General features: G+C 45.0%; 8 protein-coding genes. 4 read left to right on the top strand and 4 right to left on the bottom strand.

Going from position 1 to position 16,768, the window contains the following annotated elements:
- The first annotated feature begins 340 nt into the window (after positions 1 to 340).
- Complete coding sequence (locus AC3RCI_RS15630) at positions 341 to 2,326, top strand: glycoside hydrolase family 127 protein (protein ID WP_492525340.1); 1,986 nt, start codon at positions 341 to 343, stop codon at positions 2,324 to 2,326.
- A gap of 141 nt (positions 2,327 to 2,467) precedes the next feature.
- Here the strand turns inward: AC3RCI_RS15630 and AC3RCI_RS15625 are convergent, their stop codons facing one another.
- The gene (locus AC3RCI_RS15625; protein WP_492525338.1) at positions 2,468 to 3,361 is read right to left on the bottom strand and encodes a helix-turn-helix transcriptional regulator; all 894 of its coding nucleotides are present in this window, start codon (positions 3,359 to 3,361) and stop codon (positions 2,468 to 2,470) included.
- A gap of 309 nt (positions 3,362 to 3,670) precedes the next feature.
- Between AC3RCI_RS15625 and AC3RCI_RS15620 the strand changes: the two genes are divergently transcribed.
- Positions 3,671 to 10,978 carry a DUF5695 domain-containing protein gene (locus tag AC3RCI_RS15620; RefSeq protein ID WP_492525336.1) on the top strand — a complete coding sequence of 2,436 codons (7,308 nt, stop codon included), beginning with the start codon at positions 3,671 to 3,673 and terminating at the stop codon, positions 10,976 to 10,978.
- A 307-nt stretch (positions 10,979 to 11,285) separates the two neighbouring features.
- Here AC3RCI_RS15620 and AC3RCI_RS15615 read toward each other — a convergent pair whose 3' ends face one another.
- Positions 11,286 to 11,996 carry a DUF4386 domain-containing protein gene (locus tag AC3RCI_RS15615; protein ID WP_492525334.1) on the bottom strand — a complete coding sequence of 237 codons (711 nt, stop codon included), beginning with the start codon at positions 11,994 to 11,996 and terminating at the stop codon, positions 11,286 to 11,288.
- Positions 11,997 to 12,074: 78 nt separating this feature from the next.
- Between AC3RCI_RS15615 and AC3RCI_RS15610 the strand changes: the two genes are divergently transcribed.
- Positions 12,075 to 12,944, top strand: a complete 870-nt coding sequence (locus AC3RCI_RS15610; protein ID WP_492525332.1) for a helix-turn-helix transcriptional regulator — start codon at positions 12,075 to 12,077, stop codon at positions 12,942 to 12,944.
- A gap of 407 nt (positions 12,945 to 13,351) precedes the next feature.
- Here the strand turns inward: AC3RCI_RS15610 and AC3RCI_RS15605 are convergent, their stop codons facing one another.
- Positions 13,352 to 13,903 carry a TetR/AcrR family transcriptional regulator gene (locus AC3RCI_RS15605; protein ID WP_336781642.1) on the bottom strand — a complete coding sequence of 184 codons (552 nt, stop codon included), beginning with the start codon at positions 13,901 to 13,903 and terminating at the stop codon, positions 13,352 to 13,354.
- Between the two features lie 147 nt (positions 13,904 to 14,050).
- Between AC3RCI_RS15605 and AC3RCI_RS15600 the strand changes: the two genes are divergently transcribed.
- A complete protein-coding gene (locus AC3RCI_RS15600) occupies positions 14,051 to 14,971 on the top strand; it encodes a ketopantoate reductase family protein (protein ID WP_492525330.1) in 921 nt (306 codons plus the stop codon).
- Between the two features lie 160 nt (positions 14,972 to 15,131).
- Here the strand turns inward: AC3RCI_RS15600 and AC3RCI_RS15595 are convergent, their stop codons facing one another.
- Positions 15,132 to 16,340, bottom strand: coding sequence for a sugar efflux transporter (locus AC3RCI_RS15595; RefSeq protein ID WP_492525328.1), 1,209 nt, complete (start codon positions 16,338 to 16,340; stop codon positions 15,132 to 15,134).
- Positions 16,341 to 16,768 lie beyond the last annotated feature (428 nt).

Below are 16,768 nucleotides of genomic sequence, written 5' to 3'. Positions count from 1 at the left end.
AACCGGGGTGAAAGGTCAGGGGTGCGTACCACCCAGGCCTTTATTCTTACATAAGAAACAACTAATCTGCGACCGTTTCCCGTTAGCCTACTGGGGGACGGTTGTTTATTTTCTTCTGAGTTCGAACCAACTCCTCACCAAAAAAGACACGAGCAGGATAAAAACTTTTGAAGCACTAGAGTTTATGTTAATGGTAAAAGTTGCTAGCTACTTTCGCCGTCCGCATTGCTACTGCGGTCTTACAAGGTTGTAATTATGTAAATTTCAGTTGGAAATGATGATTTCACCCTGATGTAATGATTTGTAAAATAAGCTTATTAAAGAACAAGGAGAGGTTCCTATGACAAAGCCAGACGTCCCGCACCGTCCGCAGACATCAGGTTATAGCCATAAAATTAATGATCCATTCTGGTCGCATTATATTGAACTTGTTCGCAACGTGGTTGTTCCTTATCAATGGGAAGCGCTTAATGACCGTATCGAAGGAACTGAACCAAGTCGCGCCATTCGGAATTTTCGCATCGCTGCAGGGGAAGAAGAGGGCGATCATTATGGCATGGTATTTCAGGATAGCGATGTTGCGAAATGGATTGAAGCAGCTTCGTACCTGCTCTCCGCGAAGCCCGACCCGGAACTGGAAGTCTTGGTGGATTCCGTTATTGAGACCATAGCTCGGGCACAGCAAGAAGATGGTTATCTGAACACGTACTTCACCCTGCGTGAACCTGGGGCGCGCTGGACGAACCTCGCCGAGTGTCATGAGCTCTATTGTGCAGGACATATGATTGAGGCTGGTGTGGCGTACTATCACGCCACGGCCAAGCGCACGCTGCTGGATGTGGTTATTCGCCTGGCGGATCATATAGGCACCGTGTTTGGTACAGAGCAGGGACAATTGCCAGGTTATGATGGGCATCAGGAGATTGAACTTGCACTCTTCAAATTGTATGAGACGACAAAGGAAGATAAATATCTGGAACTGAGCCGTTATTTTCTGGATCAGCGGGGAGCGAGTCCGCATTTTTTTATACAGGAATGGGAACAAAGGGGCCGTACCATACATTTTGGCGAGTTGGATATGGTTCACCGACACACTTACTCCCAGTCCCATCTGCCTATTAGGAAGCAATCGACTGCAGAAGGCCATGCGGTTCGACTGGTGTACATGTGTGCGGCAATGGCAGATGTAGCTGCGAAGACCGGAGATAAACCGCTGAAAGAAGCCTGTGAGCGGTTGTGGAGCAGCACCGTAAGCAAGCGAATGTACATTACGGGAAGCATTGGTTCATCAGCCCAAGAAGAAGCATTTACAGGCGATTATGATCTGCCGGGAGATACCGCCTACGCAGAGACCTGTGCCTCAATTGGCCTGATCTTTTGGGCGAAGCGCATGCTGCAGATGGAGCAGGATAGCCGGTACGCAGACGTTATGGAGCGGGCCTTGTACAACACGGTGATTAGTGGAATGTCTTTGGATGGTCAACGTTTCTTCTATGTAAATCCGCTTGAAGTCGATCCGGAGATTCAACGTGTGAATCCTAATTATGCCCACGTGCGAACACGCCGGCAAGGATGGTTTGGTTGTGCCTGCTGTCCGCCGAACATTGCACGATTACTGGCCTCATTGGATCAATATGTATATACCCCGGCTGTGGAACAGGCTACGTTGTATGTGCAATTGTACATTGGCGGGGAAGGGGAATTCACACTTCAGGGTAGGAGAGCAGCCCTGACCATGGTCTCTGACTATACCTCCACCGGAGAAGTGAAGCTGATCGTGCGGCCCGATTCCCCGACAGGAATGCCGTTTACGATAGCTCTGAGAAAACCGGACTGGTGCAAGATTCCCGAGCTGTGGATTAATGGGAAAAAGACCGAACAGGATGAGTTCACTTTTGAATGCGGTTACATAAAGGTGACCCGCACGTGGAGAGCTGGTGATGAGATAAGGCTTCACTTCCCTATGGAGGTACTTCGGATGAAAGGGCATGACCACATCAAAGCCACTTTCGGAAAAGCAGCCATCCAGCGGGGACCGTTTATGTACTGTCTCGAGGAAGTAGATAATGGCCGCGGATTGCATCGCATTCAACTGCCCCGGGATGCCGAGTTTTATATCGGCAGCGGGGAAGGGATGCCTCTGGAGGTTCCAGCACTTACAACCATTGGGCAGCGAATCGTATCCCAAGAAAACTGGGGAATACATCTGTATCGCAGTGACGTCCACTGGGATACACAGCCAGCCGAGCTTCGGTTTATTCCTTACTTCACTTGGGCCAATCGGGATGAAGGAGAAATGAGCGTTTGGATTCGGGAGAGCGAATAAGAAGAGGTCTACTAGTGCTGCTTTAAAAAGGTAGGCAAAAAGAAAAGCGCCCGATAGACCCAGAATGCGAGCTGCAGGATAACGCGATTTTTAGTGAGCGGACGCTTTTTTTTTCACGGCATCAGTTCAGATTGAGTCAGATTATTTATCTGAGTTGGTAAACTTGGAGCGGAAGTTGGAAGGAGAGATGCCCTCTTTTTTCGAGAAACAGGAAGAGAAGTAGGATACATGGTTGAAGCCAATCTCTTCGGCGATGCGTGCAACGGACCAGGCGGTTTGCAGCAGCAGCTTTTTGGCCTGTTCTATTCTGTAATGCAGCAGATATTCCATGGGTGTCATGCCATACACTTTCAGCATGCTGCGTGCGAGATAGTTTGGATGGTAGTTGAGTTCCTTTTGCAGCATCGGATTGGAGATTGGTAGCGGGTAATTGTGGCGGATGTAAAGTTCAACTTTCTCGGCAATCCGGATTGCCGCAACATCGGACAGTGAAGACAGCCCAAGATCCAGATGCTGCATAAATTGCTGGAATGTCGCCTGTCGTTTCCAATTGCGCATGGACTGAGGCTCCTGATCAAGCTGAGAGAAATGCTCCAGCAGCTCCATGTCTTTGGATGCAATATGCATACGTTTGGGAATGAAAATGGAACAGACGTCACAGTGGTTCAGATATGCGCTCACCTTATGTGTCTCGATTAACTCGGCTTGATTGGCGAGGCATTCTTCCATGTTGGCAGATTCTCTCCAGCTGCCATAGGTTTGAAAATGAATCCAGATCATTTCGGTTTCCGTCATACAGGCTGCACTGCCGTAATGGTGTCCATCCGGCTTAAGGATCAATGCATCTCCTTGGTTCAGAAGCCACTCAGTCCCGTTCTCGCTAAGGGCGAGCGAACCGCGTGTAACGACAATTAGATCAAAAACACCGATGTCACTACGGCTAATATGATATTCGCCGGCTTCGTAATAAGCACGTCCGCAATCAATAAAATAGGGAATGGGCGGGGTGATGAAATGAAGGATGGGCGAGTCCAATCCGGCACCTCCGAACAGGTTGAAATATTTAAAATTCACGTTGGCATCGAGCATTTATTCTTTATGATATAGCAAGTAACATAGAAAATAAAGCGCTTACGAAATTCAGTTTTAACCTTAACCGGATTCAGGATTTGGTTATAGGATTCGATTATCTTAACAAACGACTTCGAGATTCTACTTTAGGCGAAAGAATAAACGTCATTTTCGATGGATCGGTCAAAGGTATCTCGTAGAAGAAACTATACTTACCGGTTTAAGAGAATTAAACCCCTAATGGATATGATCACATATATACAGGAGGTTATAATGACAATGATTTCGAAGAAGTGGAAGCCGCTGATGATCGCGCTGCTCCTGGCTATCCCAAGTCTACCGTTGCAGGTTAGCGCATTGCCTGAGGTCACGGCGGCTGCAGTAGGAACCGATATCTCCAATGCCAGCCTGTCGGCCAAAGTCGGCGATTTAGGCCAGATTGAAGAGCTCTTTATCAACAACAATCCTACGAATAAACAAGGGAAGCCAATTAATTTCGTCCTACCTAACACGACATCGCCGCAGAATGGTACCGAGCACCAGTGGATGGGTGAAATGATTTTCTCTTACCGTACAGGCGCCAATGGACAATTCCCTGACAACAGGGACGGCTTTGTAGAAGTTGATACCAATAAAACATTGGCTGCCGGGGGATCTACACAAGTTTCGACCATTAATCCGGATAACCCCTATATTAACAAGACCTCATCAGCAGACGGCAAGAAGGTAGAAGTCAACTTTATTGGACAGAACCTAAATTCTACAGACCCGCGGGTAATGAAGGGCTTCGATGTGAAATCCGTTTTTGATATGGAGACCGATGACGGTTCAATGCTTTGGGAAATTACGGTGAAGAACAAAAGTAATCAGTATATCGAATTTGGGGATATCGGCTTACCGATGCCTTGGAACAACAAATACCAGACCTTATCCGATACCTATGATGACCGTGTGACGGTGCATAATTTCGCAGGTGCTGACAGTGGATATTCTTATGCCATCCGCACCAGTGGTGAGGGGAACTTTATGGTCTTCACTCCGGTGCCGGAGAGCGGCGCTCGAATCGAGTATGTGGATTATTGGATGCATGAAGCAGGAGAGGTGCGTGCTGCAGATACTTTTAAGAACTGGACAGGGGACAGTGGCGGCTGGTATCCGGGGCTGAACGTACTCTATATCCATTCCAAAGATATCCAAAAAACGGGACGCGGATACTTTACCGATGCTTCCAGCCTCGTACTAGGACCGGATAAGTCCAAGACGTATAAGTTCAAATTCTCAGCAGTCCGTGGAGGAGACAACACGCCGCAGGAAAGTGCCGAAAGCCCAAATAACAGTTCGACCTCGATGGAAGACCGTGAAGCCAATCTCCGGTCCATCCTATATAAATCAGGCATGATTGATGCCGTAGCGGTGCCGGGCTTCCAGACAGCGATCAATATGCCTGTCAAGCTAGGCTTGCACTACGACGACAGTATCGTTGATGTACAATCCATCGATATTCAAAATGTGGCAGAGAATGATCCATTTGACGAAGCGCATATTCCGGATATCAAGCCTGGGAAGAGCAGAAAGGAAATGGTTGACAACTCGCGGGCCGGACGTGGACTGCCTGACGGGAACCCTGGCTACAACGAGTCGGTTGAGTTTGTGGAGACCAAGATCGTAAATGGTGAACAGCATCATATCTATTCGCTTCAGTTTGATTCGATCGGCAATAACAGTGTGCGTATCGAATATAAGCTGAAGGACGGCAACGAATGGGTGGATAAATTTACTCAATTTGAATTCAATGTTCTGGCCGAGCTGGATGCAATCTCGGATGCCCATTCCGAATTCATGGTCCAGCAAACTCAGGATAAGAATCCGGAAAGTCCAACTTATGGTAACTATTTCGACTGGTATCTTACAAGCGGCATGGATCTTAACACAAGCCATTGGGGGGATGACTGGAGCCATGACAACATCAACTTCATGACGATGAAGAACTATCTGGCTCCAAGTCCCGATGAAATTCGCTCTATCGAGACATACCTGATCGACTTCATGTGGGAACGATACATGAAGAATACTCAGGATAGCTACATCGTTGCGAATTGGCTAAAAGACTCTGGAGCGTACACCGACAAAGATAAACCTTATACACGTACCTTCTCCGAAATCATGGAAGCTACCGGATTTTTCAACATGTACCGGATTCAGAAGGCTTATCCTAATCTGATCGAGTACCGGGAATCGCCTCAGTTTTATCTGGAAAAAGCATATAACATCTACGATAAGCGTGTTTCCACCGAAGCCATTGGGTTCTATGGCGAGCAGCAAATCCCGGATATGATTGAAGCACTGAAGGAAGAGGGAATGCAGACCGAGTCAGCCAATCTGCAGAAGAAATTCGCTCTCGACAAGGGACGGAATATGACAAGAGCATCTTATCCTTACGGCTCGGAATTTGAATATGATAATACTGGCGAAGAAGGGGCTTATGCAGCAACGAAGGCGCTGCGCACGTACTATCCAACAGACGCACTTACAGGTGCAGCTGAGAGAAGTATGGAAATGGCCGATTGGAAAACACGTGCCATGCGCGGTATTCAGCCTACCTGGTTCCATTATTCCGTGCCTGTTTTCCGCGGCGGTGAAGGCTGGTGGAATTTCCAATATACTGCGTCTTTAGCAGGATACATTATGGATGACTGGCTTAGGTATGAGAATGATGGCAGATCGGTGGAGCAGAGGGCAATTGCACAGCAGCGCAATTATGCCGCGAAGATTTCGAACTTTAACGCCGTCAATATGGGACAGATTTCGGCTAATTCAGTTGGCAGCACCTCTTGGAGATATTCGATGTATAAAGGAGGCACAGGTACGAAGGACGTATACGATGGCGGCTCACGCGTCATGAGTAACGGCTGGAATGATTTTTCGGGCGAATCGGAAGAAGGCCTCTATGGTTCCCTTCTCAGCATCAGCTCCGACATAGTTACAGATCCGATATTCGGGCTGTTCGGTTATGGAGCGTTGGTAACTGACGAAGGAGATAGCTACAACATCACGCCGAAAGACGGTTTCGGCAAACGGATCAATCTGATCGATGAGAAAATCTATTTGGAGCTAGAAAGCGATAAAGTAGAAAGCGCGCAAATTCAAAAAGATGGTAAGGGTTTTGCACTTCAGCTCCTGAATCCATCAGGGAAAGAGCATACTTCACGGATATTGTTCGATGGAGTGGGGATGGAGAATGGATACTATACCATGAAGCTGAATGGTGCAGCTGCCGGCCAGTTCTATGTTCAGAACAATGAGGGCGTTGCCATGTTTCAGATGGGTAGCGTGCAGCGTGCTGAATTGATCATTGAAAAGTCAGCAGGCGGTGAAAATGAAGCTCCGCAAATTACTGTAGAGTTGGTGACACAACATCCACAGGCATTGATTCCATTGATGCTGAATGGGATTGTAACCGATGATGGTGCGCCGGAAAAGCCTCTGTCTTATCAATGGGAAGTGGTCAGTGCCCCGGAAGGCGCCAAGCTAACCTTTACTCACCCAAAAGCAAGTATTACACAGGCTACGGGTACCAAAGCAGGCTCATATACAGTTAAGCTTAGCGCAAGTGATGGACAACTGACTGGCTCCGGCCAGGTAATCTTCGAACTGGCTTCACCGCCGGATAAACAGCCTCCAGCAATTGGCCAAGTAACAGCGGTTCAGGATGTTGCCAATAACAGTATCGTAGTATTGTCCGGGGAAGCCATTCCTGACCCTGTGCATAGCGAGGCAGAAGAACCCCAGTTGAAGTACACTTGGGCCGTCAAGCAAAAGCCTGAAGGTTCAGCGGACATTTCATTTGTGGATGGTGACAAAGCAGTGGCCTATGCGCGTGTTAGCAAGGCAGGCGCCTACACGTTTACCTTCAGTGTGGCAGATGGAGATAAGAAGTCCAGCAAGGATATAACGATAGAGATCAAGGAAGATACCGTTGACGTTTACCGGGCATTAAGCGTTGTGACCAAGAAGGATATTGAACCAGAACTTCCTAGACAAATCTATATTTTGTCAGTGGAAGGGTATCTAGAGCAGGAAATCACTTGGGATGCTATTGATCCAAGTAGCTATGCTAGTGTAGGCCAATTTGAAGCCAGAGGAACGGTCAATGGAAGTGCTTTGGAGGTATGGGCTACTGTACATGTCGTGAATACTGCGCTGCAAAATGCGGCGCTGACAGCCAAGGCTTCCGCTAGCTTCTCTGGTGGCGACGGTTATCCGGAAGCGATGAATAACGGCATTGACCCTAAGAGCTCGGCAGATTTCTCTCCGAACCGAGGTGCCCCCAACAGTGCATGGCATAACTGGGGAAGAGAAGGAGATCCTGCATGGGTGACGTATGAATGGGATCAGCCATTCCTGGCCTCATCCATGGATGTATATGTATTTCAAGACAACGGCGGGAACTTTCGTCCGAAGGATATGCAGCTTATGCTTCGCGGCGAAGATGGGAAATGGTACACCCCGCGGGACATTAAGGGATTGGGCAATGAACTTAATAAATACAATACAACGACCTTTGAGCCCGCCTATATTACAGGTGTTCGTATGGACATGAAGCCTTCCGTTAATGGCAGTGGTATTCTGGAATGGAAGGTATACGGCTATACCGGAGCGGTAGATAAGACAGAACTGGTCAAGGTCTATAACTATGTAAATACATTAAATGCTTCGAACCTTGCGGATCCTGGTCTTGCGCCAATAGAAGCGGCGAAGGCGGAAGCTTCTGCTGTGATCAAGAATACGAATGCCACAGAAGAAGAAGTTACCTTGGCGCTTGAGAAGCTGCTGACGGATTTGCGTCTGCTCAGTCCGAGAGACGGCAATATGGCCTTCCTCGCAAATGCTTCTTCCAGCTATACCTCTCCTTGGGAGAGTCTGGCTGCAGTAAACGACGGAAAGAAAGATGGCAACAACTGGGGAACCTGGGGTCATGAAGGCGCAGAGGAGTGGGTGCAATATGAATGGCCGCACGGTGCATCTATCCTGGGTTCGAATCTGTTGCTGTGGTCAGATGGCGGCGGAATCAAGCCGCCTACCCAAATTGTATATTCCTACATCCCGGCGGATAGCGCAACTGATGAATGGGTAACAGCGGGAACGGTTACGGAGGGAATCAAAGTGGTTGAACATACTCCAGCGGAATCCTCCAATCCGTACACGTTTGACTCGGTGCTGAATGTAAAGGCAGTGCGAGTAACCCTGACCAAGCAATCGCGGGCAGGAGATAACGGTGTAGGCCTATGGGAATGGGAAGTCCACCAGGCCATATCCAGTCCTGATCGTGAGGCTCCAGTAACACCGGCTGGTGTGGCACCGTCCATTCCTGATGGAGATGACGGCAAACTGATCGGTGTGACAACAGAAATGGAGTATAAGAAGGAAGGCGAAGAAGAATATATTGCAATTGCAGGAATTGAGGTCACAGGTCTCACCGCCGGTAAATATTATGTCCGGTATATGAAGACCGGTTCGCTGAGCGCCAGCCTGGATAAGGAAGTCGTTATTCCGGAAGGGCAGGCCCAGGAGCAGGCTGCACCCGATGCGAGTGGGTGGGTAATCTCACACGCCAATTCGGATACCGACATAAAAGGCATAATTGAGGGCTTGAATGATACGATGGAATACCGGAAGCTGGGCGAAGAGGACTACACGCCTGTTACAGGTTCAAGTATCAACGATCTGAAGCCTGGCAGCTATCAGATCCGGTATGCAGCCACAGACAGCCTAAAGGCAAGTCCGCCGGTAACCGTGGACATTCGCAATGAAGCCAAGGCAGACAGAGAGGCTCCAACAGCGGAAGGACTCGTCATTACACCGCCTACAGCAGCAGGCGGGAATGATGGCAGAATTGAAAATGTGACTGCCGAAATGGAGTACCGGAAGGCGGATCATGGTAGTTACATGCCGGTTAGTGGAACCAGCATTGAAGGCCTAGAGGCCGGCAGCTACGAGCTCCGGTACGCCGGAACGGATTTGAGCAATCCAAGTCCTGCTATCCTGATCGTTGTGCCCGACGGAACCAAGCAGGAGCAAAGTCCGCCGTCCAGTGCAGAGGTCAAGGCTGTAAATGTTAGTGCAGCTGGGGCCAAGGATGGCAAGATCATTGGTGTAAGTCCTGTAATGGAATACCGGCAAGTGGGAGTGGACGCTGGCAGCTGGAATGCGATCACAGGCAAAGAGGTTACAGGTCTTGGTAACGGAATCTACGAAGTAAGATATAAAGAAACGGCAACTCATTATGCGAGCCAATCCCTTACTGTCGTTATCAGCAATCCATTCATCAATCCGAAGCCGACGGAAACACCCCCGTCAACGGATGCACCTGTGTCAGTGACCACACCTTCACCGGCTCCTGAAAACATCAAAGTCGAAGGGAATTTAATTAAGATTGTGGCACCAAAGACGGATCCCAAAACCGGTAAAGCTAAAGGAGCACCCATCCGGCAGGAAGATCTAAATAAGGCTCTGGAGCATGTAAAGGCGAATAGCAGTAATATTAAAAAAATCATGGTGGACATTCCGAAAGCAGAGGGAGCAAATTCCTATGCGGTTGAGCTTCCAGCGGCTGTCCTAACCGCAGCGCATGCCAACATCAAGATCGAGATTAATACGGAATTTGGAACCGTTGCAGTACCTTCTAATTTACTGAAGTATGTATCAGGTGCCAAAAATGTGGAACTGTCACTGAGCCGGTTAGATACTGTAAAGCTTCATTCAGATGTAAAATCCGTAACAACCAGCAGACCTGTTATTGCATTCACTGTTCTATTAGATGGCGAAGAGGTGGTAGCCTTGAATGAACCGGCCGAAATCAGACTGCCTTATGCTCCTGATGTTGAAGAATTGGCCAATTCCAAATACCTTACCGTTTCGTACGTGGCTGCAAACAGTACATTTGTTCAGCTACTGAATGGCAAATACGACAGTGCTCTACAAGCCATGGTTTTTCCAGCGGCAAACACAGGTCAATATGCAGTTGTTTATACGAAGAAATTCTTCAATGATGTCATCAAGGATTCGTGGTACGCACCAGCGGTTGAAACCATGGCGTCCAAAGGATTCATCGACGGGACATCAGCAACAAGCTTTAATCCCGGGCAAAAGGTCACAAGAGGTGAGTATCTGGCTTGGTTGGTAAGGACACTGGATCTCAAAGCAGAGTTCAACACCACCTTCAGTGATATGAAGCAAACAGACCTCTATTATGAGGAAGTCGGAATCGCGAAAGCACTCGGGATCGCCCTTGGCGCGAACGGCAGCTTCTATCCGGAAACGGAAATTGCTAGACAAGATTTGGCTGTGCTGACCATGAGGGCTTTGCGGGCAGTGGGCAAATCCGAGCAGAGCGGTACAGCTGAGGATCTCAAGAGATTTACAGATGCGGCGAATGTAGCAAAGTACGCAGTTGATGACATGGCTGCAATGGTTAAAATGGGATTCATAAACGGGCGAAGCAATGTCACCTTGAGTCCTGGCGGAACGACAACCAGAGCAGAGGCTGCTCAGGTTTTGTATAAGATTTTCTTACAGCTATAATCAAAGAAACCGACCTTGATCCTGTTTTATGCAGGACCAAGGTCGGTTTCTTTTTCAGGTAATGCTTCATGCATGATACTGTTCCCAATGTTTAATATGAACCTTATTAACTATGGGAACCTGAGGATAATGTGAGCACATTAGTAAATACCATGTATTGTTCTAAACATGATGGGAACATCATCAAAAAAGGAATAGTGGAACTCTTTCGCTATAGCACTAATTTTATGTTTCTGACAAGGCCACTGTTTATAAAGCAGATTCTTTGGATATTCTTCGTATTTATTGATCTATCTGAGTTGTAAGATTAAGAAAACTCCTGATTCGCTCCTATTTCCTCGAGGTTTCGCTTGTCAAATCCCTTTACAATCAACCATACAGACAAACTCAATTCATATATGCCGACTGGAAGAGCAATCATTCCTTTTACTGCAGAAAGAGGTTCTATCATACCGAACATTTCTAATAGCCCTGCTAAAAATACAAGTACAGCAGTAATTATACCAAAAAGCGCTAACGTTCTTGGAACTAAACCTGTTCTAAAAAGCAAATAGCTATACAGTACCGTATTAATACCCAGCATAAAATTGGGACCTAACATCGATGTCCAGCGGTGAAATGCTTGCAGCATGTAACCGATCTCGTTAAGATTTTCTACACTTGTTAAATTGTTTGCTTCATAATGTATACTAAGTTGTACTAAACCTAAAATACTTACCACACCTATGGCAATAAGTACTGCTTCCATAAATCGAAAGCATAGATATCCTAGAGCGAGTGGTTCATTCCACCGACGAAGATAAGGGAACAGCATGACCGATGTACCAACTGCAGTTAGAACGAGCATGAGATCGTTAAATACCCCAAGCAAGACCTGTGTTCTAAAACCATTTGCCACGGACAAATACCATTGTTCAGATAAAACCGGCTCATATGAGATAACAGCGATGACTGAAGTGACTGCAGCTACAATATAAAAAATGCCGATTATAATTCCGTTCCTTCTGTCTTGCGTCATTACCCTACCTCCTTAAGTTAGTTACTGTTTAGGTATAAAATTGAAGAGTTACTCCGAAAAAATGGATTGGAGGTTATTATGGATCATTATGCAGTCATAGAGAGTGCTCTACTCCATATTGAGAACAATTTAGACCAGCCCTTATCATTAGAGTCTGTAGCTGATACAGTTAACATGTCGAAATATTACTTTCACAGACTATTTTCTGCGATAACAGGTTCTTCCTTAAACAATTACATCCTATCCAGAAGATTGAACGCTTCACTACAATTCATTGAATCCGATCAGCTATCACTTACAGATATTTCTTACCTGCTGAACTTTGGAGCCCAATCATCATTTACTCGTGCTTTTAAACGCCAATATGGAATAGCCCCGAGCGCTCTAAGAGTACAAAACATGAACATTCCTCAAATACCCATGCCATCAGTGGTTAGAAGACCCGTTAAAAACATCAATGGTGATGTTGTCACCGACTTCACCCTAACAGACTTCGAATCCATACGGGTAACCGGTATAGCTTTTGAAGTTGATCTGGCTGATGATGATTACAAGGCAAAGATTCGCTCGCACTCTGACAAACTGTTGCAGGACATTGATAAAACAGTAAGCGGTCCATGTTATGTCATCTATTCCAATTGCCAACCTAATTCAACCCGCTTTAAAGTCCTATTTGGAATTCCATATGACATTCAGATCAACAAACCTTTTTATTTTACTATTGACGTGCCACAGCTCTTCTGTGCCAAATTCAAGTATTTCGGTGATCTCCTTGAAATAGGAGATGTCCTTAAAACTGATTACGCCAGATTTCTAAAAATTTCTAGGCAGGAAACGGAGGATTCACATATCGAGCTTATTCAAACTTTTGATGATATTCACAATTTTCAATCTGCCTTCCACATATATGCACCTATCAAAAAACTCCCGATTGATTCAGCCTATTAGCCACGCCCTCCGTTCTGTTGCAATTATTATGAATGATCTCAAGATATCATGAGGACTACAAATACACTTTTCAAATCTTGCTGTAATGCATGGGGCGGCCAGAAACGGTGGACGGAAAAGTAATTAAAGTAGAGAGCTTAACAATATAGATTGGGATATAACGGCTTGTGAAGTTAGAAACCATTAGGCGAAGGATGGTCCTTAAACTTGTCGTTACAGACAACGCGGAGAACCGTACCACAAATAGAGGCAATTTTCCTGAAAAAAACTTGGAGAAGTATGTATTTACAGACTGCGGATTCGTAAGAGTGGGTTATTCTTTTTCTTTAGAAAGTGGGTTGTTTAAACAAGGTTGTGCGCGCTTTCCATAGTTAAACAACCTTTTGGATAAGGTTTGAATGAAAGACTCATTCTTTAAAATAGGGTGTAATCCCTCTTGAATATAGGTTCTCCACTAACTTGAAAAATTCTTCTGACGATAAATCCTTTTGACGCTGGAGCCATAGACGAAATAAAGAAAGGGAAGTTGTCAGGTAAAACTCAATTAAGTATGGCGTTAAGGCATGGTTTTGTGGAACGTTCATTTCCAATTGTTCTAAAGTGATTTCTTTTTTTAAACGTTTCAAAAAACGTGCACTTCCATAATCGCCCAAAAGAGCATTTAGAACCAGGAGATGTTCTCTTTTGTCGAGACAATAGAGCGTATCTTGGACCGTATGCATCGATAGCTCTTTGTTCGCCAATTCTTTTTTAATGTCATTTAACAACTCATTTTCAACAGAGTCTAGCAATTCATAAATGTCCGTAAAGTATTGATAAAAGGTGCTGCGGTTATATCCTGACTTATTCGCAATTTCCTGAACTGAAATTTTCTCAATTGGTTTTTGGCTGTATAACTCACAAAAAACTTCAACAAATGTTTGTCTTGTTTTCTCCGTTATTTGGGGTTGCTTTTTCATGTTTTCCTCCTACTAGCGAATAAGAATATCATCCGACAAATCATAAAAAACTGATGGTTGATCAACGAATAATGAAAATTTATAATCACATCATACAACATGTTGTCGGATATTTAAAAGAATTGTTAATAAGTAGGAGTGTTTTTAATGTCAACAAAACAAGATCGAATTCTAATTTTTGGTGCAGGTGTCATCGGGAGCATGTACGCAATTAAGCTTATTGAAGCAGGTTTTGACGTTACCCTGTTTGCACGTTCTAATAGATATAAATCGTTAAGAGAAAATGGCCTGCGATATGAGGGGAAAGGTACAGTTAGATCGATACAAGTGAATGTCATCGATACGCTCGAAAATGATGATATATACGATTTCATTTTCGTTACCGTTCGTTATGATCGGTCCGAATCAGCGTTGTTAGCGCTAAAAGATAATCAAAGCAGAAATATAGTTACGATGACTAGTAATTCAATGGGATTTTCCTCGTGGCTGGATATCGTGGGGGATAGACTTTTACCAGCTTTTCCTGGCTTCGGCGGACAGATTAAGGATGGAGTATTGCATGCTCGATTTCTACCAAAGATTATAGCGGCAACAGCATTTGGAGAAATTAATGGTGTAGTGACAGAACGCATAGAAAACCTCGCAAAAATATTTAAAACAGCAAAGCTTCCTTACGTTATTAAAAGGGATATGCAGTCGTATCTAATCACACATTCCGTATCAGACATTGCCATGTTGAGCATTTTACAATCCGAGAATAAGATAATGGACAAAAAAACATCCAGAACCAGAAGGACAGCACGCAAAATAACAATCACTTTAAAAGCGTATCTGAGGGCAATACAAAAAGCTGGCGTTTCAATTGATCCACCAATGCTTAAAATGGTGCTTAACTTTCCAAACTTAATTTTGGATCTTTTCTTTATGACATGGCTACGAACGAATATGGTTAGGGATATGATGTTGCCGGATTATGCGAACCATGCTACTAATGAGATTGTTCTGCTGAGTAACGATTTAATGAAATTTTTAAATCAAAATGGCACCAAATCGGAAATTCTTAACTAAGCTTAAAGGAAATGATAATTCAAAAGTCGAACAAGAGCAGCTAATCCATGATCGGCTGCTTTTGTTCGACTTTTGGGCAGGTTAGTTTAGTGATAAGATGGAATATCCTATACGTGGGGAGAAGCTCAAAAATATAAATTTTCCCGTTGAATTGGCATAGTTAGGTTGAGATTTGCGGTTCATCTGCAGGCTGTCGTCCACTTACTGCAAGCATAATGACAGCAATAATGATTAGTATAAAGCAGAAGATAAATGAGTATCGGTAACCGACAATGCTGGCTACTCCACCACCAACAAGACTGCCAAGTAGTCTGCCGATTGTGGATGAATTGGAATATAGCGTGGAAGCATATCCTGGCATTCTGGGCAGCAGGTCCTGTATATAGCTAATTCCAATTGCAGAAATGACGGCGACAAAAACAGCGAGCAAGATTTGTGCTGCAAGCATTTGCCACATCGCGTTTGATATAAGTATAACGAAATAATAAGCTCCTCCGAAAATAGCCCCGCAAAACACCAAGATTCGGTTACTATACTTTGCACTAAGTAGACCGAGTACAATCATAAAAGGAATTTCCAGTGCAGCACATATACTACTAACTAAACCGACATCGCTTGTCGTTCCCCCAAGATTATTTGTAATAAAGAGAGCCGTGTTAATGCTGCTCATCCAATGAGCGGTATACATGAGTATCAGAATTAGAAAAGGAATTAAAATATCCCGGTTTTGAGCCAGCCGGAAACTTTTTATTTTCACTTCAGCTTGATTGCTCTTCATTTCTGTGTTTGATTTGAGAAACAGGAAAACAAGCAGAGCAACAAGTAGGAAAGCTCCGATTGTACCCAAAAAAATCCCCTTAAATCCAATAGCAGCGAGTAATAAAGTGCCGATTAAGGGACCTGTAATAAAGCCGAGAGAGAAAGCAGAACGCAACGTAGAATTAGCAAACGCAAGCTCCGTAAAATGACTCTTTATCACAGCTTCTCTGGAAATAGCGAACAACTGAGGCATCCCTGGTGCACCTAGTGCAGTAAACACAGTCATGTAAATGAACAAAATCGGAAAATCATGAATGAACAAGTATCCACTAAAGGCCAGGGCATTAGCGAGAGTAGAGAAAAGATAAACGCCCTTTCGATTTAGGCCGAGGTCTGAACGTCTCCCGATTAGCGTGCTGACCCATATTCCTGCAATTAGTGTGACGGCTAGATAAAGACCAAACATGCCAATAGATACGCCAAGCTTTTCCGTGAAATAAATTGATAAAAAGGGGGTGCTGAGCGAAATGCCCATACCCTGTAATGCCATACACATAAAGAGTAAAGCATACGAAGGAATGGAAAATAGGCTAACGAATCGATTAATCATAGTGTAAAATTACTCCTCAGTATTTATTGTTGTGTAATCACCATACATGACCTTGCTTTATCTCGTCTAATTGTATTTTACTGGAAAACGATTTCCATCTACTCAGGGACTGCCCATTTCACTATCATCAGGTATGGTGAGCATATAGGCGTGCGGATCTGTCCGCCTTATCGATTCCAAATCCATGGGGAGTTAAAGAAAGGGGGGGATAAACGAATTATTGAAGTTACAAAACGTTGGTAAAAAATCAACGAAATTTCTTGTCTTCTTTTGCCCAACAGGAACCAAATGGACTCATTGGACCCATACAGTTGAATAACCCTGAAGTTTCCTGATAGAGATAGACTTCTAATAGAATACAATGCCCGAAATAGGAGAGAGCCGATAACCGTGTAATTGGTTATTGGCTCTATATCTGTATGGCTAGT

The sequence above is a fragment of the Paenibacillus sp. MT124 genome (genome assembly GCF_058792755.1).
Note: the sequence above shows the minus strand (reverse complement) of the source record. Positions and strands in the feature narration are given on the sequence as shown.

Coding starts and splice junctions, on each gene's coding strand:
- AC3RCI_RS15610 (WP_492525332.1), top strand. CDS start 12,075: ATGGATCATTATGCAGTCATAGAGAGTGCTCTACTCCATATTGAGAAC.
- AC3RCI_RS15630 (WP_492525340.1), top strand. CDS start 341: ATGACAAAGCCAGACGTCCCGCACCGTCCGCAGACATCAGGTTATAGC.
- AC3RCI_RS15605 (WP_336781642.1), bottom strand. CDS start 13,903: ATGAAAAAGCAACCCCAAATAACGGAGAAAACAAGACAAACATTTGTT.
- AC3RCI_RS15595 (WP_492525328.1), bottom strand. CDS start 16,340: ATGATTAATCGATTCGTTAGCCTATTTTCCATTCCTTCGTATGCTTTA.
- AC3RCI_RS15600 (WP_492525330.1), top strand. CDS start 14,051: ATGTCAACAAAACAAGATCGAATTCTAATTTTTGGTGCAGGTGTCATC.
- AC3RCI_RS15620 (WP_492525336.1), top strand. CDS start 3,671: ATGACAATGATTTCGAAGAAGTGGAAGCCGCTGATGATCGCGCTGCTC.
- AC3RCI_RS15615 (WP_492525334.1), bottom strand. CDS start 11,996: ATGACGCAAGACAGAAGGAACGGAATTATAATCGGCATTTTTTATATT.